Annotated in this window: 19 protein-coding genes and 3 tRNA genes; 4 read left to right on the top strand and 18 right to left on the bottom strand. The window is 69.1% G+C overall.

What is annotated here, in order from left to right:
• Window positions 1-159: 159 nt before the first annotated feature.
• The 9 genes from rpoB to ABCR83_RS09370 all read right to left on the bottom strand — a co-directional run bounded on the left by rpoB (window position 160) and on the right by ABCR83_RS09370 (window position 9572).
• A complete protein-coding gene (gene rpoB / locus ABCR83_RS09410) occupies window positions 160-3642 on the bottom strand; it encodes a DNA-directed RNA polymerase subunit beta (RefSeq protein ID WP_462694406.1) in 3483 nt (1160 codons plus the stop codon).
• Window positions 3643-4279: 637 nt separating this feature from the next.
• The gene (gene rplL, locus ABCR83_RS09405) at window positions 4280-4669 is read right to left on the bottom strand and encodes a 50S ribosomal protein L7/L12 (RefSeq protein WP_462694405.1); all 390 of its coding nucleotides are present in this window, start codon (window positions 4667-4669) and stop codon (window positions 4280-4282) included.
• A 112-nt stretch (window positions 4670-4781) separates the two neighbouring features.
• Entirely contained in the window at window positions 4782-5315 is a 534-nt protein-coding gene (gene rplJ, locus ABCR83_RS09400) for a 50S ribosomal protein L10 (RefSeq protein WP_462694404.1), read from the bottom strand.
• A gap of 269 nt (window positions 5316-5584) precedes the next feature.
• A complete protein-coding gene (locus ABCR83_RS09395) occupies window positions 5585-6544 on the bottom strand; it encodes an SCO4651 family lipoprotein (protein WP_462694403.1) in 960 nt (319 codons plus the stop codon).
• Between the two features lie 167 nt (window positions 6545-6711).
• A complete protein-coding gene (rplA, locus tag ABCR83_RS09390; protein ID WP_462694402.1) occupies window positions 6712-7434 on the bottom strand; it encodes a 50S ribosomal protein L1 in 723 nt (240 codons plus the stop codon).
• Between the two features lie 93 nt (window positions 7435-7527).
• A complete protein-coding gene (gene rplK / locus ABCR83_RS09385; protein WP_436753372.1) occupies window positions 7528-7962 on the bottom strand; it encodes a 50S ribosomal protein L11 in 435 nt (144 codons plus the stop codon).
• Between the two features lie 162 nt (window positions 7963-8124).
• Complete coding sequence (gene nusG / locus ABCR83_RS09380; protein WP_462694401.1) at window positions 8125-9003, bottom strand: transcription termination/antitermination protein NusG; 879 nt, start codon at window positions 9001-9003, stop codon at window positions 8125-8127.
• Window positions 9004-9102: 99 nt separating this feature from the next.
• Window positions 9103-9393, bottom strand: a complete 291-nt coding sequence (gene secE, locus ABCR83_RS09375; protein WP_462694400.1) for a preprotein translocase subunit SecE — start codon at window positions 9391-9393, stop codon at window positions 9103-9105.
• 106 nt (window positions 9394-9499) lie between these two features.
• Window positions 9500-9572: transfer RNA gene (locus ABCR83_RS09370), tRNA-Trp, on the bottom strand.
• Between the two features lie 206 nt (window positions 9573-9778).
• On the opposite strand from ABCR83_RS09370, the gene ABCR83_RS09365 reads away from it, so the two are divergent.
• Window positions 9779-11026, top strand: a complete 1248-nt coding sequence (locus ABCR83_RS09365) for a pyridoxal phosphate-dependent aminotransferase (RefSeq protein ID WP_462694399.1) — start codon at window positions 9779-9781, stop codon at window positions 11024-11026.
• 116 nt (window positions 11027-11142) lie between these two features.
• Window positions 11143-12177, top strand: coding sequence for an adenosine deaminase (locus ABCR83_RS09360; RefSeq protein WP_462694398.1), 1035 nt, complete (start codon window positions 11143-11145; stop codon window positions 12175-12177).
• Here ABCR83_RS09360 and ABCR83_RS09355 read toward each other — a convergent pair.
• Both ABCR83_RS09355 and ABCR83_RS09350 read right to left on the bottom strand, forming a co-directional pair.
• Window positions 12155-13210, bottom strand: coding sequence for a UDP-N-acetylmuramate dehydrogenase (locus ABCR83_RS09355; protein ID WP_462694397.1), 1056 nt, complete (start codon window positions 13208-13210; stop codon window positions 12155-12157). The two genes, ABCR83_RS09360 and ABCR83_RS09355, sit on opposite strands and share 23 nt — an antisense overlap.
• 55 nt (window positions 13211-13265) lie before the next feature.
• Entirely contained in the window at window positions 13266-13754 is a 489-nt protein-coding gene (locus ABCR83_RS09350) for a winged helix-turn-helix transcriptional regulator (RefSeq protein WP_462694396.1), read from the bottom strand.
• Between the two features lie 90 nt (window positions 13755-13844).
• Here ABCR83_RS09350 and ABCR83_RS09345 point away from each other — a divergent pair, with 90 nt between their 5' ends.
• Window positions 13845-15221, top strand: a complete 1377-nt coding sequence (locus tag ABCR83_RS09345; protein WP_462694395.1) for an MFS transporter — start codon at window positions 13845-13847, stop codon at window positions 15219-15221.
• On the opposite strand, the gene ABCR83_RS09340 is transcribed toward ABCR83_RS09345, so the two are convergent.
• The 7 genes from ABCR83_RS09340 to ABCR83_RS09310 all read right to left on the bottom strand — a co-directional run bounded on the left by ABCR83_RS09340 (window position 15181) and on the right by ABCR83_RS09310 (window position 18721).
• Window positions 15181-16635: an MFS transporter gene (locus tag ABCR83_RS09340; protein ID WP_462694393.1), complete on the bottom strand. Its 1455-nt coding sequence runs from the start codon at window positions 16633-16635 to the stop codon at window positions 15181-15183. The genes ABCR83_RS09345 and ABCR83_RS09340 overlap by 41 nt on opposite strands.
• A 60-nt stretch (window positions 16636-16695) precedes the next feature.
• Window positions 16696-17253, bottom strand: coding sequence for a TetR/AcrR family transcriptional regulator (locus ABCR83_RS09335; protein WP_462694392.1), 558 nt, complete (start codon window positions 17251-17253; stop codon window positions 16696-16698).
• Between the two features lie 68 nt (window positions 17254-17321).
• Window positions 17322-17750, bottom strand: coding sequence for a MaoC family dehydratase (locus ABCR83_RS09330; protein WP_462694391.1), 429 nt, complete (start codon window positions 17748-17750; stop codon window positions 17322-17324).
• A complete protein-coding gene (locus ABCR83_RS09325) occupies window positions 17750-18202 on the bottom strand; it encodes an FAS1-like dehydratase domain-containing protein (RefSeq protein WP_462694420.1) in 453 nt (150 codons plus the stop codon). Before ABCR83_RS09325 ends, ABCR83_RS09330 begins: the two co-directional genes overlap by 1 nt.
• 74 nt (window positions 18203-18276) lie before the next feature.
• Window positions 18277-18441 (bottom strand): 50S ribosomal protein L33, encoded by a 165-nt coding sequence (gene rpmG / locus ABCR83_RS09320; RefSeq protein ID WP_004571794.1) that lies wholly within the window; start codon window positions 18439-18441, stop codon window positions 18277-18279.
• Window positions 18442-18525: 84 nt separating this feature from the next.
• Window positions 18526-18598: transfer RNA gene (locus tag ABCR83_RS09315), tRNA-Met, on the bottom strand.
• Window positions 18599-18648: 50 nt separating this feature from the next.
• Window positions 18649-18721 (bottom strand) — tRNA-Thr (locus ABCR83_RS09310).
• Between the two features lie 204 nt (window positions 18722-18925).
• On the opposite strand from ABCR83_RS09310, the gene ABCR83_RS09305 reads away from it, so the two are divergent.
• Window positions 18926-20215, top strand: a complete 1290-nt coding sequence (locus ABCR83_RS09305; protein WP_462694390.1) for an amidohydrolase family protein — start codon at window positions 18926-18928, stop codon at window positions 20213-20215.
• The last annotated feature ends 12 nt before the right edge of the window (window positions 20216-20227 follow it).

Raw genomic sequence — 20227 nt, 5'->3', positions numbered from 1 at the left:
TGTCGTCAATCCCTCTTTCAGGGTTCGTGCCCTCTCGCGTGAGCGAGGTTATGGGCTCTACATCAGTGGTCTGAGGGTCCGGATGGGGGTCCCCCCATGCCCGTTCAGGGCTATGGGGGAGGTGGGGGGCTCTCTGGGGAAAGCCGCCCACCAGACCCGTCAGACCTCTTCGACGCTGCTCGGCTCGCGCCGGGACAGGTCGATACCGAGCTCCTCCGCCGCGCGGAAGACGTCCTCATCGGTGTCGCGCATCTCGATGGACATGCCGTCCGAGGACAGCACCTCCACGTTGAGGCACAGAGACTGCATCTCCTTGATGAGCACCTTGAAGGACTCGGGGATGCCGGGCTCGGGGATGTTCTCGCCCTTGACGATCGCCTCGTAGACCTTCACACGGCCGGTGACGTCGTCGGACTTGATGGTCAGCAGCTCCTGGAGGGCGTATGCGGCGCCATATGCCTCCAGCGCCCACACCTCCATCTCACCGAAGCGCTGGCCACCGAACTGAGCCTTACCACCCAGCGGCTGCTGGGTGATCATGGAGTACGGGCCGGTCGAGCGGGCGTGCAGCTTGTCGTCGACCAGGTGGTGCAGCTTGAGGATGTACATGTACCCGACCGAAATCGGGTCCGGGAACGGCTCGCCGGAGCGGCCGTCGAACATCCGGGCCTTGCCGGACGGGAGCACCATGCGCTCGCCGTCACGGTTGGGGATCGTGGACTCGAAGAGACCGGCGATCTCGTCCTCGCGGGCACCGTCGAAGACCGGGGTCGCGACATTGGTGCCCGGCGCGACCTCGTCGGCGCCGATCGCCTGCAGACGCTGCATCCACTCTTCGCTGCCCTCGACCTTCCAGCCACGGCTGGCCAGCCAGCCGAGGTGGATCTCGAGGACCTGGCCCGGGTTCATCCGGGACGGGACACCGAGCGGGTTGAGGATGATGTCGACCGGGGTGCCGTCCTCCAGGAACGGCATGTCCTCGACCGGCAGGATCTTGGAGATGACGCCCTTGTTGCCGTGCCGGCCGGCCAGCTTGTCACCGTCGGTGATCTTGCGCTTCTGGGCGACATAGACGCGGACCAGCTGGTTCACGCCCGGCGGCAGCTCGTCGCCCTCCTCGCGGTCGAACACGCGGACGCCGATGACCTTGCCGATCTCGCCGTGCGGGACCTTGAGCGAGGTGTCACGGACCTCACGGGCCTTCTCACCGAAGATCGCGCGGAGCAGGCGCTCCTCCGGGGTCAGCTCGGTCTCGCCCTTCGGGGTGACCTTGCCGACCAGGATGTCGCCGGCCACGACCTCGGCACCGATGCGGATGATGCCGCGCTCGTCGAGGTCGGCGAGGACCTCCTCGGAGACATTCGGGATGTCCCGGGTGATCTCCTCGGGGCCCAGCTTGGTGTCACGGGCGTCGACCTCGTGCTCCTCGATGTGGATCGAGGAGAGGACGTCGTCCTGGACGAGGCGCTGCGACAGGATGATCGCGTCCTCGTAGTTGTGGCCCTCCCACGGCATGAACGCCACGAGCAGGTTCTTGCCGAGCGCCATCTCGCCCTCGTCCGTGGACGGACCGTCGGCGAGCACCTGGCCGGTGACCACGCGGGCGCCCTCGTCCACGACGACCTTCTGGTTGAAGGAGGTGCCCTGGTTGGAGCGGGAGAACTTGGCGACCCGGTAGGTGTTGTACGTGCCGTCGTCGTTGGCGACGGTGACATAGTCCGCGGAGACCTCCTGGACCACACCGTCCTTCTCGGCCTTGATGACGTCACCGGCGTCGACCGCGCAGCGGTACTCCATGCCGGTGCCGACCAGCGGCGCCTCGGCCTTGATCAGCGGAACGGCCTGGCGCATCATGTTCGATCCCATGAGCGCGCGGTTGGCGTCGTCGTGCTCAAGGAACGGGATCATGGCGGTCGCGACCGACACCATCTGGCGCGGCGAGACGTCCATGTAGTCGACCTCGTCCGGGGCGACGTAGTCGATCTCGCCACCACGGCGGCGGACCAGCACCCGGGCCTCGGCGTACCGCAGGTCCTCGGTGAGCGGAGCGTTGGCCTGCGCGATGACGAAGCGGTCTTCCTCGTCGGCCGTCAGGTAGTTCACCTCGTCGGTGACCTGGCCGTCGACGACCTTGCGGTACGGGGTCTCGACGAAGCCGAAGGCGTTGACCCGGCCGTAGGAGGCGAGCGAGCCGATCAGACCGATGTTCGGGCCTTCCGGCGTCTCGATCGGGCACATGCGGCCGTAGTGCGACGGGTGAACGTCACGGACCTCGAAGCCGGCCCGCTCACGGGAGAGACCACCCGGGCCCAGCGCCGACAGCCGGCGCTTGTGGGTCAGACCCGACAGCGGGTTGGTCTGGTCCATGAACTGGGACAGCTGGCTGGTGCCGAAGAACTCCTTGATGGAGGCGACGACCGGCCGGATGTTGATCAGGGTCTGCGGCGTGATCGCCTCGACGTCCTGGGTGGTCATCCGCTCCCGGACGACGCGCTCCATACGGGCCAGACCGGTGCGGACCTGGTTCTGGATGAGCTCGCCGACATTGCGCAGACGACGGTTGCCGAAGTGGTCGATGTCATCGGTCTCGACGACGATCGAGGTGCCGTTCTCGCCGACCGTCTCGACCTCACCGGCGTGCAGCTTCACCAGGTACTTGATCGTCGCGATGACATCGTCGACGGTCAGCACACCGGCGTCGAGCGGGGCGTCCGCGCCCAGCTTCTTGTTGACCTTGTAGCGGCCGACCTTGGCCAGGTCGTAGCGCTTCGGGTTGAAGTAGAGGTTCTCCAACAGCGTCTGCGCGGCCTCACGGGTCGGCGGCTCGCCCGGACGCAGCTTGCGGTAGATGTCGAGCAGCGCGTCGTCCTGGCCCTGGGTGTGGTCCTTCTCCAGGGTGGCGCGCATCGACTCGTAGTCGCCGAACTCCTCGAGGATCTGCTCGGTCGTCCAACCGAGGGCCTTGAGCAGGACGGTCACGGACTGCTTGCGCTTGCGGTCGATGCGGACACCGACCATGTCGCGCTTGTCGACCTCCATCTCCAGCCAGGCACCCCGGGACGGGATGATCTTGGCGGTGAAGATGTCCTTGTCGGACGTCTTGTCGATGGAGGAATCGAAGTAGACACCGGGCGAGCGGACCAGCTGCGAGACCACGACACGCTCGGTGCCGTTGATGCAGAAGGTGCCCTTGGGCGTCATGAGCGGGAAGTCGCCCATGAAGACCGTCTGAGACTTGATCTCACCGGTCTCGTTGTTGGTGAACTCCGCGGTGACGAAGAGCGGAGCCGCGTATGTGAAGTCGCGCTCCTTGCACTCGTCGATGGAGTTCTTCGGCGGCTCGAAACGGTGGTCGCGGAAGGTCAGCGACATCGACCCGGAGAAGTCCTCGATCGGGGAGATCTCCTCGAAGATCTCCTCCAGACCGGACTTGGTGGGGACGTCCTGACCACTGTCCAGCGCAGCCTCGACGCGAGCCTTCCAGGCGGCATTGCCGAGCAGCCAGTCGAAGCTCTCGGTCTGCAGCGCAAGGAGGTTCGGAACCTCGAGGGGCTCCTTGATCTTCGCAAAAGAGATGCGCAGCGGGGCAGTGCTGGCGCCGTTGTTCGTATTGGCGGTCGAGGCGTTGCGCGAGGCGGCCAAGAGGGGGTCCTTCCGAGGGCTCGGACTCACTACGCGCGTACCGGCCCCACTCCGTGCGTACGGAGAGAAATCCCAGCTCAAGGGGGTTTCCATCAGTGTGCTCGGCAGTGGGCATGCCCCTGGTGACGGGCAGGGAGCAGCTAACAGGCAGCGCAAAGGGTCAGTGTAGCCACTTGGCCCACTGATGTCCAGAGCGGATTTCCCGAGACCGGTGCGATACCAATCTCTCCCTCCGGGATCCTGTTGTCCTCGCCGCCCAGCGCGCCCGGTGTCGTCCGGAAGCGCACGACGATACTTCCCTGTCTGTCGTCGATCCATGCCTCGGACGGTGGATCGAAGCGACTCCAGGAGTCACTGCGTCCTGAGAATTGCGCGCGGCGTGCCGTTCGTCAAGGCCCTCCGGCCGCCGGGCGGTGCCCGGAAGACCGTCTGGACCATCGCTGAACCCGCCGCTGGGGCGGGTGTGGCGGCCCGTCCGGACCACCCACCGCAGGGCAACGAAGATCACCATACTCGCCCCCGCCGACAGCGCCGCGCAGCCGTCCCGGGAACGCCCAAGGGCGACCACCCGCATGGGTGATCGCCCTTGAGTTGTCCGGCCGGGACCGCGGCGAACCGCGGCCCGGGCCGGCAGGTGTTACTTGACCTCGACGGAGGCGCCGGCGCCCTTGAGGGCCTCGGCGGCCTTCTCCGCGGCGTCCTTGGCGACCTTCTCGAGGACCGGCTTCGGGGTGCCGTCGACGAGGTCCTTGGCCTCCTTCAGACCCAGCGAGGTCAGCTCACGCACGACCTTGATGACCTGGATCTTCTTGTCACCGGCGGCGGTGAGGATGACGTCGAACTCGTCCTGCTCCTCGGCGGCCTCGGCGGCGGCGCCACCAGCGGCACCACCGGCGACGACGACCGGCGCGGCAGCGGCGGCGGTGACGTCGAACTTCTCCTCGAACTTCTTCACGAACTCGGAGAGCTCGATGAGGGTCATCTCTTCGAACTGCGCGAGCAGGTCATCCTGGCTGAGCTTCGCCATGATGGCGGTCCTTCCACTAAATCGGCTGGTGCCGGGTGTACATGTCGGCGGGCGTATGTTGGGCCCGCTGTGACCGGCGCCTCAGGCGGCGACGGTCAATGTGCGAGCCGAATTACTCGGCACCGCCCTGCTCGGCCTGCTTGGCGCGAAGCGCATCCACGGTGCGGACGAGCTTCGACGGCAGCGCCTGGAAGAGCGAGGCAGCCTGGGACTGCTTGCCCTTCATGGCACCGGCCAGCTTGCTGAGCAGAACCTCGCGGGACTCGAGGTCCGCAAGCTTCTTGATCTCATCGGCGGACAGCGCCTTGCCGTCAAGGACACCGCCCTTGATGATCAGGTTCGGGTTGTCCTTGGCGAAGTCGCGCAGACCCTTCGCCGACTCCACCGGGTCACCGGTGACGAAGGCGACCGCCGTCGGACCAGTGAACAGCTGGTCCTCGAGCGTGTCGATCCCGGCCTCACGAGCCGCGATCTTGGTCAGCGTGTTCTTCACCACGGCGTAGTCCGCGTTCTCACCGAGTGAACGGCGCAGCGTCTTGAGCTGCGCCACGGTGAGACCGCGGTACTCGGTCAGCACGGCGGCGTTGGAGCTGCGGAACTTGTCCGTCAGCTCGGCAACCGCGGCAGACTTGTCGGGCCTCGCCATGAGCCTCGGCCTCCTTCCGGGTGATTCGGACCGCTAGGGCGGAAGGGACCTGGGCAAAACGAAACGCCCCGGCGCGGGCGCTCGGGGCGTGACTCGACCTCATGGACTTGCCGTCCACCTGGGAGTTCAACCACAGTCACCTGCGCAGGTCGCCCGCAGCTAGCGGATCCTTCGGCCACCGCGCCTCCGAACGGAGACACGACAACGACCAGCGGTCTTTGGCTTCCCGGACACGATAGGCGAGCGACCTGCGGTCAGGCAAATCGGCCTCAGCCGGCCAGGCCGCTGTCGTCCGCTCCGGGGGTCTTCTTGTTCAGGCCCGCGCCCTTGAGCATCTTGAAGAGGTCCATGGTCTGGTCGGCAGGCGGGGCCTGCACATTGGCCTTGGCGCCGTAGTCGGTGTAGTCGACAGCCATCTTGAGCTTGCCCTTGGGGCTGTCAATACCCATGTTCATCTTCACCGGCAGGTCGTCGCTGTTGACCCAGAACTCGGTGTCATAGCCCTTGATGCCGCTCTTCTTGATGTTCTCGAGCAGCTTCTCGCGGTCCTTGGGGTCCATGACCTGGGCCGACTTATTGCCCTTGAGCATTTCGTCGACGGTCAGGGTGCCCTTGTAGTGCTGGGTCTGCACACCGTTGACCTTTTCCTCGCCCACCCGCTTGAGATTGGGCGAGTCCAGCAGCAGGGCCATCTGCTTGGCCGGGTCCTGGTTCATGTCGTCCATGCCCGGGGTCTTCATCTTCTGGAGCTCCGGATTACCGGATTCCTTGATGGCGGCCTGGGGGTCGAACTTCATCCACTTCTTGCCGCGCATCTCCTCGGGCATGTCCCCGGCGGACTTCTCCGGTATCTGCATATACACGATGCCGTCCACCATCAGCATGCGCGTCGCCCCGGGACCCCCCTTGCCGGAGAGCGCGGCGCCGCTCATCGTCAGATCCATGACCGACGGGCTCCAGCCCATGACGCCGTTCATCTCCATGTCGCCACCGGCCGCGGAGGCTTCGGCGGGCATGGACATCGTCATATGGACCTTGGCCGACTTCACATCGGCGGTCTTCTTGTAGGCGGCCTGAAGGGCCTGCGCCGGTGTGCGGTCGGCGGCGGCCTTGGAGTCGCTCTTGGACTCCTTCTTGTCGCCGCTGTCCGACGAACAGGCGGCGGCTCCCGCGAGAACCGCGACAGCCGAAAGTGCGATGCCGACGCGGCGGCTCGTGGACCTGGCCATGTCCCACCCCTTGGAGGTTTTCCGATATCGATCGTTCGCACGATAACCCAGAGGTCCGACAGTGACACCGGGGCACCCGGCAAGGGGAGCGTTAAAACGTTGAACACAGTCCGGCCCCGCACCCGGCAAGGGGTGCGGGGCCGGACTCACGCCCAGTGCGGGACCGGTCAGACGGCTGCCTGGTCTTCCTCGACCAGCAGGTTGCGGGTGCGGTTCGCGTCCAGCGCGATGCCGGGGCCCATCGTGGTGGTCAGGGTCGCCTTCTTGATGTAGCGGCCCTTCGCGGCGGACGGCTTGAGGCGGTTGATCTCCTCGAGCGCCGCGGCGTAGTTCTCCACCAGCTTGGTCTCGTCGAAGGAGACCTTGCCGATGATGAAGTGCAGGTTCGAGTGCTTGTCGACGCGGAACTCGATCTTGCCGCCCTTGATGTCCGTGACAGCCTTCGCCACGTCCGGGGTGACCGTGCCGGTCTTCGGGTTCGGCATCAGACCACGGGGACCGAGCACCCGGCCGAGGCGGCCGACCTTGCCCATGAGGTCCGGGGTGGCGACGACGGAGTCGAAGTCCAGACGGCCCTTGGCGACCTCGTCGATGAGCTCGTCGGCACCGACGATGTCGGCGCCCGCGGCACGCGCGGCCTCGGCACGGTCACCGGTCGCGAAGACCAGGACCCGGGCGGTCTTGCCGGTGCCGTGCGGAAGGTTCACGGTGCCACGGACCATCTGGTCGGCCTTGCGCGGGTCGACACCCAGGCGGAAGGCGACCTCGACGGTGCCGTCGAACTTGCTGGTGGAGGTCTCCTTGGCGAGACGGACGGCCTCGAGCGGCGCGTACAGCTTGTCCGCGACGATCTTGGCATCCGCAGCGCGGAGAGTCTTGCTGCGCTTCACTGCTGCTCCTCAGTAGCTATGGAGTCGTGGTGCGGGCCGGCGCCGGCCCTCCCACGGTGGTGCCTGACAGCGGGAACTCAGCCCGCCGCGTTGTCAGCCCTCGACCGTGATGCCCATGGAACGGGCGGTGCCAGCGATGATCTTGGACGCGGCGTCCAGGTCGTTGGCGTTCAGGTCGGGCATCTTGGTCGTGGCGATCTCGCGGACCTGCGCCTCGGTGATCTTGGCGACCTTGGTCTTGTGCGGCTCGCCGGAGCCCTTGTCCACACCGGCGGCCTTGAGGATCAGCTTCGCGGCCGGCGGGGTCTTGGTGACGAAGGTGAAGGAACGGTCCTCGTAGACCGTGATCTCCACCGGCACGACCATGCCACGCTGCGACTCGGTCGCGGCGTTGTAGGCCTTGCAGAACTCCATGATGTTGACGCCGTGCTGACCCAGCGCGGGGCCGACCGGCGGAGCCGGGTTGGCGGCACCGGCCTGGATCTGGAGCTTGATGAGCCCCGTGACCTTCTTCTTCTTGGGAGGCATTGCTCTCTCCGGGTCCTAGTGAGAGTTTTTTGCCCGCGACACACTGCGCGCAGGCATACCGCACCACGATAACGGGTAACGTGGCCGGGCCAAAAACCGAGAGGTCAGACCCGCCCATGGGGCGGATCTGACCTGGTCGGAAGCCGGGGGTCGTCCGGAAGATCAGTTCTTCTGGATCTGGTCGAAGCTCAGCTCGACCGGGGTCTCGCGACCGAAGATCTCGACGAGGCCCTTGACCTTCTTCGAGTCGGCGTTGATCTCGTTGATCGTGGCCTGCAGGGTGGCGAACGGGCCGTCGGTGACCGTGACCGAGTCGCCGACCTCGAAGTCCAGCACCTGGACCTCGACCTTGCGGCTGGGGGCGGGCTTGCCCTCGGCCTCGGCGGCCTCGCGGGCGGCCTTCTCCTCGGCCTCCGGGGCGAGCATCTTGACGATCTCGTCCAGGGTCAGCGGGTAGGGGTCGTAGGCGTTGCCGACGAAGCCGGTGACGCCCGGGGTGTTGCGGACGACGCCCCAGGACTCGTTCGTCAGGTCCATGCGCACCAGCACATAGCCGGGGAGCTTGTTCTGGCGGACGGTGCGGCGGTCGCCGTTCTTGATCTGGACGACCTCTTCCTGCGGCACCTCGGCCTGGAAGATGTAGTCCTCGACGTTCAGCGAGACGGCGCGCTGCTCGAGGTTGGTCTTCACACGGTTCTCGTAGCCCGCGTAGGTGTGGATGACGTACCACTCGCCGGGCAGCCCGCGCAGTTCCTCGCGGAGCGCCTCGACGGGATCGGCCGGCGCCTCGGCGGCAGCGGACTCCTCGGCCTCCGCCGCGGCGGCCTCCTCGTCGCTCTCGACGTGCAGTGCGGCCTCTTCGGCCGGCTCGCCGGCGGCGGCGTCCTCGGCATCGAGCTCATCGGCGCCGTCGGCGTTCTCGACGATCTCCTGCGAGGTGTCATCACCCTCGACCTCGGCCGAGGCAGCCGCGGCATCGACGTCGGCCGCCGCTGCCGACTCGACGGGCTCGGCGGCGTCGTTCAGGTTCGGGTCAGACACTGTGGCTGCTTCTTCCTGGCTTCAAGGGGTGGAACGTGCGAAAAAGACGGTCCTCCGGAAACCCTCCCGGGGGCGACCGCCTTGCTCGCGCGGGCGGGCTCAGCCGAAGACGTACTTGACGGCGTTGTTGAACCCATAGTCAATCACGGTCACCAGACCAATGACGATGACGACAAAAATGATCACCACGGTGGTGTACGTCGAGAGCTGGTTCCGAGTGGGCCAGACGACCTTGCGAAGCTCCGCGACAACCTGGCGGTAGAACAGCGCGAGACGGCCCAGCGGGCCCTTCTTGCCGCGCTTGCCACCGCGGCGGCCCTTCTTGACGGGCACCTCGTCCTCGGGACGACCGCTCTCAGGCGTCGCGGTGGAGCCAAGGGCTTCCGTCACTACGTCCTCACCTGAATCCGGGTCGTGGCCGTGCCGCGCCCGGTTGAGCCGCACGGCGGTGCATCAGTACGTACGCGCGCACGCACCCTGGTGATGATGCGTGTAGCAGGGCCGAAGGGACTTGAACCCCCAACCGCTGGTTTTGGAGACCAGTGCTCTACCAATTGAGCTACGACCCTTTGTGGTTCCCCCAACGTACCGCATCCGTCCGGACACATGTTGTGCTTGGAGCGGAGTCGCCTGTGAGGGGCCAACGACGCATGAGTGTACGTGCTTCGGAGCCCAGCGTCGAACAGACAAAGGCGCGGGCCCCCGCGAAGTCCCCGGAACCGGCTCCCGCTCAACTCGCGTGCCCCGTGCGTCCCGGGTCTGGGACCATGCCTGTATGACCGATGCCACTTCCCCCTTCCCCGCCGTCCAGGCTCCCACCGACCGCCGGGTCTCCGCCCGCATCGGGTCGATCTCCGAGTCCGCGACCCTCGCCGTGGATGCCAAGGCCAAGGCCCTCAAGGCCGCCGGGCGTCCGGTCATCGGCTTCGGCGCGGGTGAGCCGGACTTCCCCACCCCGGACTACATCGTCGAGGCCGCCGTCGACGCCTGCCGCGACCCCAGGAACCACCGCTACACCCCGGCCGGCGGCCTCCCCGAGCTCAAGGCCGCCATCGCCGCGAAGACGCTGCGCGACTCCGGCTACCAGGTCGAGGCCTCCCAGGTACTGGTCACCAACGGCGGCAAGCAGGCCATCTACGAGGCCTTCGCCGCGATCCTCGACCCGGGCGACGAGGTCATCGTCCCGGCCCCGTACTGGACCACCTACCCGGAGTCCATCCGCCTCGCCGGTGGCATCCCGGTGGAGGTCGTGGCGGACGAGACCACTGGCTACCGGGTCTCCGTCGAGCAGTTGGAGGCGGCCCGCACCGCGCGCACCAAGGTGCTGCTGTTCGTCTCGCCGTCCAACCCGACCGGCGCCGTCTATCCGCGCGCCCAGGTCGAGGAGATCGGCCGCTGGGCCGCCGAGCACGGGCTGTGGGTGCTGACGGACGAGATCTACGAGCATCTGGTGTACGGCGACGCACAGTTCAGCTCGATGCCGGTGGTGGTGCCGGAGCTGCGGGACCGGTGCATCGTGGTCAACGGCGTCGCCAAGACCTACGCCATGACCGGCTGGCGGGTGGGCTGGATCGTCGGCCCGCAGGACGTCGTCAAGGCCGCGACCAACCTCCAGTCGCACGCCACCTCCAACGTGAGCAACGTGGCCCAGCGCGCCGCGCTGGCCGCCGTCTCGGGTGATCTGAAGGCCGTCGAGGAGATGAAGGCCGCCTTCGACCGCCGCCGCCGCACGATCGTGCGCATGCTCAATGAGATCGACGGTGTGCTGTGTCCGGAGCCGGAGGGCGCGTTCTACGCCTACCCGTCCGTGAAGGCGCTCCTGGGCAAGGACATTCGCGGCAAGCGGCCCGCCTCCTCCGTGGAGCTGGCCGCGCTGATCCTGGAAGAGGTCGAGGTCGCGGTCGTCCCCGGGGAGGCGTTCGGCACGCCGGGCTATCTGCGGCTGTCCTATGCGCTGGGCGACGAGGACCTCGTCGAGGGCGTCTCCCGGATCCAGAAGCTGCTGGCCGAGGCGCGGGACTGATTCCCTGCCCGGTGGCGGGTCCCGGCCGTCGGCCGGGGCCCGTTTTTGCTTTCGGTCCACTCCCCGATCGTGGAAAGCGCCTTCCGCTTGTTACACCGGTGCGGCAGGATCTCGGGATGGAGAACGTTCGTGATGTCAGGGTCCTGCCGAAGGCTCATCTGCACCTGCACTTCACCGGGTCCATGCGCCCCTCGACCCTGCTCGAGCTGGCCGACAAGTACGGGGTGCACCTGCCCGAGGCCCTGAGCGGCGGTGAGCCGCCCCGGCTGCGGGCCACGGACGAGCGGGGCTGGTTCCGGTTCCAGCGGCTCTATGACATCGCGCGGTCGTGTCTGCGCTCTCCCGAGGACATCCAGCGGCTGGTGCGGGAAGCCGCCGAGGAGGACGTCCGGGACGGAGCCGGCTGGCTGGAGATCCAGGTCGACCCGACCTCGTACGCACCGCGGCTGGGCGGGCTGATTCCCGCGCTGGAGATCATCCTGGACGCGGTGGACCGCGCATCGCGGGACACCGGCCTCGGGATACGGGTGCTCGTCGCCGCCAACCGCATGAAGCATCCGCTGGACGCCCGCACCCTGGCCCGGCTCGCCGTGCGCTATGCCGACCGCGGGGTCATCGGCTTCGGGCTCTCCAACGACGAACGGCGCGGGCTCGCCCGCGACTTCGACCGCGCGTTCCAGATCGCGCGGGACGGGGGGCTGCTGGCCGCACCGCACGGTGGCGAGCTCGCGGGCCCGGGGAGCGTGCGGGACTGCCTGGACGACCTGCACGCCGGGCGGGTCGGGCATGGCGTACGGGCCGCCGAGGACCCGCGCCTGCTGCGCAAGCTCGCCGAGCGCGGGGTCGCCTGCGAGGTGTGCCCCGCGTCCAACGTGGCCCTCGGCGTCTACGAGAAGCCGGGCGACGTGCCGGTGCGGGTGCTGTACGAGGCCGGGGTGCCGATAGCGCTCGGTGCCGACGACCCGTTGCTCTTCGGCTCCCGCCTCGCCGCGCAGTACGAGCTGGTCCGCGAGCACCATGACTTCACGGACGGGGAGTTGGCGGAGCTGGCCAGGCAGTCGGTACGGGCGTCGCGGGCGCCGGAGGGGGTGCGGGGGCGGCTGCTGGCGGGCGTGGACGAGTGGCTCGCTACAGCGCCACGCCCACGGTGACCGGCTCGTTGACCAGGGTCACCCCGAAGGCCTCGCGCACCCCGTCGCGCACCTCGCGGGCGAGGGTGAGCAGGTCCTCGGTGGTGGCGCCGCCGCGGTTGGTGAGGGCGAGCGTGTGCTTGGTCGAGATGCGGGCCGCGCCGGGCCCGTAGCCCTTGGTGAAGCCCGCCTTGTCGATCAGCCAGGCGGCCGAGGTCTTCACCATGCCGTCGCCCGCGGGGAACGCGGGCGGCGTGACGTCCGGGCCGAGCCGGTCGGCCACCCGGGCCAGGAACGCGCCGTGCTCCGTCTTCGTGAGGACGGGGTTGGTGAAGAACGACCCGGCCGACCAGGTGTCGTGGTCCTCGGGGTCGAGGACCATGCCCTTGCCGGAACGCAGCTTGAGCACCGTCTCGCGGGCCGTCGCGGCCGGGACCCGGTCGCCCGCCTCGACGCCCAGGGCACGGGCCGTCTCCGGGTACTTGATGGGTGCGGAGAGGCCGCCGGCGTCCTCGAGGGCGAAGCGGACGCGCAGGACGACATGGCGGGTGGGGTCCTGCTTGAAGCGGCTGTGGCGGTAGGAGAAGGCGCAGTCGGCGTTGCGGATCGTCACGATCCGGTTGGTGCGACGGTCGTAGGCGACCACCTCGGTGATCGTCTGGGAGACGTCCTGGCCGTAGGCGCCGACGTTCTGGATCGGGGTGGCGCCGACGGAGCCGGGGATTCCGGCGAGGCACTCGATGCCGGCCAGTCCGGCCTCCGCCGTGCGGGCCACGGCGTCGGACCAGTTCTCGCCGGCGGCCAGTTCGAGGTGGGTGCCGGTCAGCTCGAAGCCGGTGGTGGCGATGCGCAGGGCGGTTCCCTCGAAGCCCTGGTCGGAGATGACCAGATTGCTGCCGCCGCCGATGATCAGCAGCGGAGTGCCGGCCGCGTCCGCTTCCCGTACGGCCGAGACCACCTCGTCGTCGGTGGTGGCCGTGATCAGGCGGGTTGCCGGGCCGCCGAGGCGGAAGGTGGTCAGGGGGGCGAGGGGGGCGTCGTGGAGTTCCTGCACGGGGCCCAGGGTACGGGGGGTGGTGAGCGGCCGTCGCGTTCGGTGGGTTTTCGACTCAGGCGATGGGGCCGGTGCGGTCCCAGCCCGGGGTGTGGACTTCCAGGGTCACCTCGGAGGCTTCGATCTCGCGGCCGCAGGTGCGGCAGCTCCAGGCGGCGGACAGCGGGTGGTCATCGCAGTGGTGGAAGGTGACGGGGGGCGTTTCCAGGAGCCACTTGTCACCCCAGACGACCAGGGCGCGGATGACCGGTGCCAGGTCCCGGCCGGCGTCGGTGAGGTGGTACTCGTGGCGTAGGGGGCGTTCGCTGTAGACACGGCGTTCCACCACGCCCGCCTCTTCCAGGGCGCGCAGGCGGGCGGTGAGGCGGTCCCGGGGGGCGCCGGTGTTGCGGGCGATGCGGTCGAAGCGGTGGTTGCCGTAGAAGAGCTCCCGCACGGCGAGCAGCGCCCATCTGTCGCCGACGACCTGCAGGGCGGCGGCGGCCGAACAGGGGCGACCGGGCAGTGGCTCCGGGGGGCGTGGCAGCGGTGTGGTCGAGGACACGGGGCCAGTTTCCCATAGAGGGTTGTGATTTCAAACTTACGGTCACTAGCCTCGCCGTTCGTGACCATAGTTGGAAAATCAAACCCTAGGGTGAGCAGTGGCAGCAAGGGCGTGCTGCCCGTTGTGTCCGCCGCGGTGTTCGTCTCCAATCTCGATCTCTTTATCGTCAATGTGGGCCTGCCCGCGATGAACCGGCACTTCCACGGCTCGACCCTGGCCTCGCTGTCCTGGGTCCTCAACGGGTACGCGATCGTCTTCGCGGCGCTGCTCGTGGTCGCCGGGCGGATCGCCGACCGCAGCGGGCACCGGCGGGTGTTCCTCCTCGGGCTCACCGTCTTCACGGTCGCCTCGGCCGGGTGCGCGATCGCGCCGGGGGTCGGTGTGCTGGTGGCGGCGCGCGCCGTGCAGGCGGTGGGGGCGGCGATGCTGATGCCGACCTCGCTGGCGCTGCTGCTCGCGGCGACACCGGCCGAGCGGCGGGGGAAGGCGGTGCGGGTATGGGCGTCCATCGGCGGCATCGCCGCCGGTCTGGGACCGGTGGTCGGCGGGCTGCTGGTGGAGGCGGACTGGCGGTGGATCTTCCTGGTCAATGTGCCGGTCGGGGTCGCGGGGGTGGCGGCCGGGCTGCGGATCCTGCCGCGGGTGCCCCGGAAGGAGACCGGGCCGCTGCCGGATCTGGTGGGCGCCGGCCTGCTGACGCTGGGCATAGCGGCGCTGGCCGTGGCGCTGGTGAAGGCCGATGCCTGGGGGTGGGGCTCGGTCCGGGTGATCGGTTTCCTGGTGGCGGCCGGGCTGCTGGTGGCGGGATTCCTCGTCCGGTCCGCCCGGCACCCGGCGCCGGTGGTCGAGCTCCCGCTGCTGCGGATCAGGACGTTCGCCGGGGCCAATGTGGCGGCGCTGCTCTTCACCGTCGGTTTCTCGGGCATGCTGCTGACGGCCGTGCTCTGGTGCCAGCAGGTCTGGCACTATTCGGCGCTGCGTACGGGGCTGGCGGTCGCGCCGGGCCCGCTGCTGGTGCCGCTGATCACCATGGGCAGCGGGCCGCTGGTGCGGCGGCTGGGAACCGGACGGCTGGCGGCTCTGGGCACCGTGGTGTTCGCCGCCGGGATCGCCTGGTGGCTCACGGCCGTTGACACCGCCCCCTCCTATGCGGCCGAGCTGCTGCCGGGCATGCTGCTCACCGGGGTCGGGGTGGGCCTGACCCTGCCGCCGCTGATCGGCGCCTCCGCCACCGCGCTGCCTCCCGAGCGCTTCGCGACCGGCTCGGCGGTCACCACGATGGCCCGGCAGGTCGGCGCGGTGCTGGGCGTCGCGGTGGTGGTGAGCGTGATGGGGACCCCGGGCAGCCCGCAGGCCACCCTGGACGCTTTCCGGCACACCTGGGGGGCAGTGATCGCCAGCACCCTGCTGACCACCCTCGCCACCGTCATGCTGCGGCGGCCCCGGCCCGTGGACGCTCCGCGCTGAGGTCCGCCACGGGCTCCTGGCGGACCGGGCGGCGGGGGATGAGCGCCGCGGCCACCGCGGCGGCGGCCACCGCGGCCGCGCCGATCCAGAGCGCGGGTGTTATTCCGTCCACGAAGGTCTTCGGTGAGCCGTATCCGCCCTGGGCCGAGAAGACCGAGCCGAGGATCGCCACGCCGAGGGAGCCGCCGACCTCGCGCAGTGCGCTGTTGGCGCCGGAGGCGATGCCCTGCTCGGCGGGGCGGACGCCGGCCATCACCAGGGCGGCGGCGGGCGCGAAGTAGAGCGCCATGCCGATGCCGCTGATGATCAGCGCGGGCAGTTGGGCCGGGTAGGAGACGTCCGGCGAGATCACCAGGGCATAGAGCGCCAGGCCGCAGGCCTGGAGGGTCAGGCCGGCGATCGCCACGACGCGGCCGCCGATCCGGTCGGAGAGATAGCCCGCGAGGGGGGCGACCAGCATCGGCATGCCCGTCCACGGGAGCATGCGCAGCCCCGCCTCGGTGGGCGAGTAGCCGAGGACCCACTGGAGGAACTGGCTGAGCAGGAAGATCGAGCCGAACATGCCGAGGAACATCAGGAGGCCGGCGGCATTGATGCCACTGAAGGCCCGGCTGCGGAAGAGCCTCATGGGGAGCATGGGGTTCTTGCCGCGGATGCCATGGTGGATGAAGCCGCCGATGAGGACGGCTCCGGCGATGAGGCCGGTGAGGACGCGGGCGCTGGTCCAGCCATGGGTGTTGACGTTCACCACGGCGAAGACGATGCCGAAGAGGCCGCCGCTGACCAGGAGGGTGCCGGGGACGTCCAGGCGGGCGCCGGGCATGGGGGCACCTCCCATGCCCTTAGGGCCATGGGGGAAGGACTCGGCCAGCCGGAAGCGGGCCAGCGGCAGCAGGAGCAGGCCGAGCGGGACGTTCAGCCAGAAGATCCAGTGCCAGGAGATGTGCTCGGTGAGGCTGCCGCCGATGAGCGGGCCGCTGGCGACGGCCAGGCCGTTGGCCGCGCCCCAGATGCCGAAGGCCATGCCGCGCCGGTGGGGCGGGGTGGCCGCGGTGAGCAGGGTGAGGCTCAGCGGTGTCATGATCGCGGCGCCCACGCCCTGGACGGCGCGGGCGGCGATGAGGCCGTCGATCCCGGTGGCCAGGGCAGCGGCGGCGGAGGATGCCGTGAAGATCGCGATGCCGATGGTGAAGAGCCTGCGGCGGCCGAAGCGGTCGCCCAGTGCGGCGCCGAACATCAGCAGGACGGCGAAGGTGAGGGTGTAGGCGCTGACGGTCCATTCGAGATCCTCGAGCGCTCCACCGAGGTCCTTGCGGATGGACGGACCGGCGGTGGTGACGACCAGGTTGTCGAGGGCCGCCATAAAGCCCGCGATGCTGCTGACTATCAGGGCCCAGACTGGCCTCTTGTGCACTGCTCCCCCTAGGTTTATTAGTTATTGATCACTAAGTTTGCTGGGCATGCGGAAGCCCGCTCACTTCGGCGGCTGGGACGATTCGTAGAAGCCGCCCCACACCCGGTGGTCGGCGGGAAAGCCCAGCGAGACAAGGGCGTTGACGAGCATCCCGTACGCCCAGAACTGCGTGCTCTCACCGGCGTCGGCGCCGAGCAGGAGGTGGGCCGAGTCCCATAGCTCCAGCCAGGTGGACCGGATCGCCCGGCCGAACTCCTGATCGCCCGAGGCCTCGGCCGACGCGACCGCGACAAAGATCTGCATCTGCATCATCAGCATGTCGCGGTCATCGGCGATCATCCGCTGGTACGCGGCCGCCATGGCATGCAGGGCCTCCTCGGGGGGTGCGTCCTGCGCGGCCCGCTCGAAGAGCCGTTGCACCTCCCGCATGCAGCGGTTGGCCGCCGCCAGGAAGATCGCCTGCTTGCCGGGGAAGAGCCGGAAGAGATACGGCTGTGAGACCCCCACCCGACGGGCGATCGCCTCGGTGGAGGTGCCGACGTAGCCACCCCGGGCGAACTCGGTGATCGCCGCCCGAATGACGCTCTCGCGCCGCTCCTCCGCACTCATCCTGACCATGGGAAGTAAGTTAGTGGTCGATTACTAACTTCGTCAAGGGAGAAAAGGGGCGCTATGCGCCCCCGGTCTCAGGCGAGCCCGACCACGGCCCGGGACATGCCGAGCACCTTCTGTCCCGCGCTCATGACCACCAGGTCGACCCGGACCTTACGGTCCTCCAGCTTGGCCGCGACCTTGGCGCTGACCTCGACGACCGCGCCACGGTCGTCATCGGGCACGACGACCGGTTTGGTGAAGCGCACCCCGTACTCGGTCACCGCCGCCGGGTCGCCGGCCCAGTCGGTCACCACGCGGATCGCCTCGGCCATGGTGAACATGCCGTGCGCGATCACGTCCGGCAGACCGACCTCCTTGGCGAACTTCTCGTTCCAGTGGATCGGATTGAAGTCGCCCGAGGCGCCCGCGTAGCGCACCAGGGTCGCGCGGGTCACCGGGAACGCCTGCGCGGGCAGCTCGGTGCCGACCTCGACGTCGTCGTACGAAACCCGGGCAGCCATCACGCCTCCTCGGCGGCGCGCGCCACCAGCATCGTATGGACGGTCACCACATGTCCGCCGTCCTGGTCGTGGACCTCGCCACGGACCGTCAGTACATCATTGCCCGCCATCGACCTGACCGTCTCGATGGTGGAGGTGACGGCCAGCCGGTCGCCGGCGCGGACCGGGCGGGTGTAGGCGAACTTCTGGTCGCCATGGACCACGCGGCTGTAGTCCAGCCCCAGCTGCGGGTCCTGGATCACCTGCCCGGCGGCCCGGTAGGTGATCGCGAACACAAAGGTCGGCGGAGCGATCACATCGGCGTGGCCGAGCGCCCGGGCGGCCTCGGGGTCGGTGTACGCCGGATTCATATCGCCGATGGCCTCGGCAAATTCGCGGATCTTCTCCCGGCCGACCTCATAGGCCGGGCCGGCCGGATACGTGCGTCCGACGAAGGACTGGTCGAGCCCCATCGGCACCTCCTGGAGGGGATACGCCATGAGGCCGCCCCCAGGAATTGGGGACGGCCTCATGAACGAGACGTGCGCTATCGCGTTTCGCGGTGCGCGGTGTGCGCGTTGCAACGCGGGCAGTGCTTCTTCATCTCAAGACGGTCCGGGTCATTGCGCCGGTTCTTCTTGGTGATGTAGTTCCGCTCCTTGCACTCCACGCAGGCCAGCGTGATCTTTGGGCGGACGTCGGTGGCAGCCACGTGAGTGCTCCTTGACGGATGGACGGATTAACGCAGAAAAGAGTAGCCGATCGGAGGACCGACCCCGCAATCGGCTACTGTGTGTAGCGGTGACCGGACTTGAACCGGTGACACAGCGATTATGAGCCGCTTGCTCTACCGACTGAGCTACACCGCTGTGATGCGGGAGAACTCCCCGCCCGAAGACGAGGAAACCTCTCACACCAGAGCCCCAAAACGGAATCGAACCGTTGACCTTCTCCTTACCATGGAGACGCTCTGCCGACTGAGCTATTGGGGCGAGCGAGGAAGACATTACACGCTCCGCGGCCGAAGGTGAAATCCGTATGGCCGCACCCCTCACCAGGGCTTCCTCGGCCGTCCCGAGGGCCACACCAGTACGACTATTCCCCGCTCGTCGTCGGCTTGCACGAACCCGCTCGGTGCTCGGCCTAGGCTCGGACCACGCTGCGTGAATGCCTGCCCCGGCCCCGTAGGGAGCGCAATGCCCGACAATCAGCCGCAGCCCGCGAGAAACCCCGATGGCGACGCCTCGTCCCCGGCCAGTGGCCCCTCCGGCGGCGGACCCGGCGAGAACCCCCTGCTGCTGTGCGGCGCCCACCTCGCGGACGGCCGCACGGTGGACGTACGGATCAGCGGCGGGCGCATCGAGGCCGTCGGCACCACCGGCAGCCTGGCCCCCGGGGTGCGCTGTGACCTCGCCGGCTATCTGCTGCTGCCCGCCCCCGCCGAACCGCACGCGCACTGCGACACCGCGCTGACCGCCGACCTCGGCGGGCCGGTCCCCTTCGGGCCGGAGGACGTGCTGCGCCGGACCACCGAGGCCGCCCTGCTGCAACTCGGCCATGGCGCAACCGCGTTGCGCTCCCATGTGCGGATCGGCGATGTACAGGGGCTGCGCTCGCTGGAGGCCGTGCTGCAGGCCCGCCGGGCGCTGCGCGAGCTCACCGACCTCACCGCGGTCGCGGTCCCCCGGCTGCTCACCGGGACCGCCGGGGCCGATGAACTGGCCATGCTGCGGGACGCGGTGAAGATGGGCGCGACGGCCGTCGGCGGCTGCCCGGACCTGGACCCCGACCCGACCGGCTATGCGGAGGCCGTCCTGGAGGTCGCCGCCGAGCACGGGTGCGCGGTCGACCTGCACACGGACGGCGACGACCCCGCCCGGCTGGCCCGGCTCGCCGCGATGGCCGGCGGGCTGCGCCCGGGCGTCACCCTGGGCCCCTGCGGCGGGCTGGGACGGCTGCCGCACGAGCTCGCGGTACGGGCCGCCGAACAGCTCGCGGCCGCCGGGGTGACGGTGGTGTGCCTGCCCCAGGGCGACTGCGGCGCCGGCCGGTACGGCGTCTCGCGCTGCGCGCCGGTGCGCCTGCTGCGGGCGGCTGGGGTGCGGGTGGCGGCGGGCAGCGGGGCGGTGCGCGATGCGGCCAACCCGGTGGGCCGCGGCGATCCGCTGGAGGCCGCCTTTCTGCTGGCCTCGCACGGCGAGCTCGGTCCGGAGCAGGCCTACGAGGCGGTGAGCGGGCGGGCGCGGGCGGCGATGGGGCTGGCCGAGGTGCGGATCGAGGCCGGGTTCCCGGCGGAGCTGCTGGCCGTGCGGGGCGGCGGGATCGCGGGGGCCCTGTCGCTCGGGTACAGCCGGCTGGTGGTGCACCGGGGACGGGTGGTGGCGCGTACCAGCGCGGTGCGCGAGTACCGCCAGGTGCCCGGCTCGGTGGCGCTGGACCTGCCCCGGCAGGCGCCGCGCGGCACCGACCCATCGGCCACGCCCTGACCTCCGGTTCGG

It is taken from the genome of Streptomyces xingningensis, from assembly GCF_054957865.1.
The sequence above is the reverse complement of the archived record's forward strand: the minus strand, read 5'-3'. Positions and strand labels throughout refer to the sequence as shown.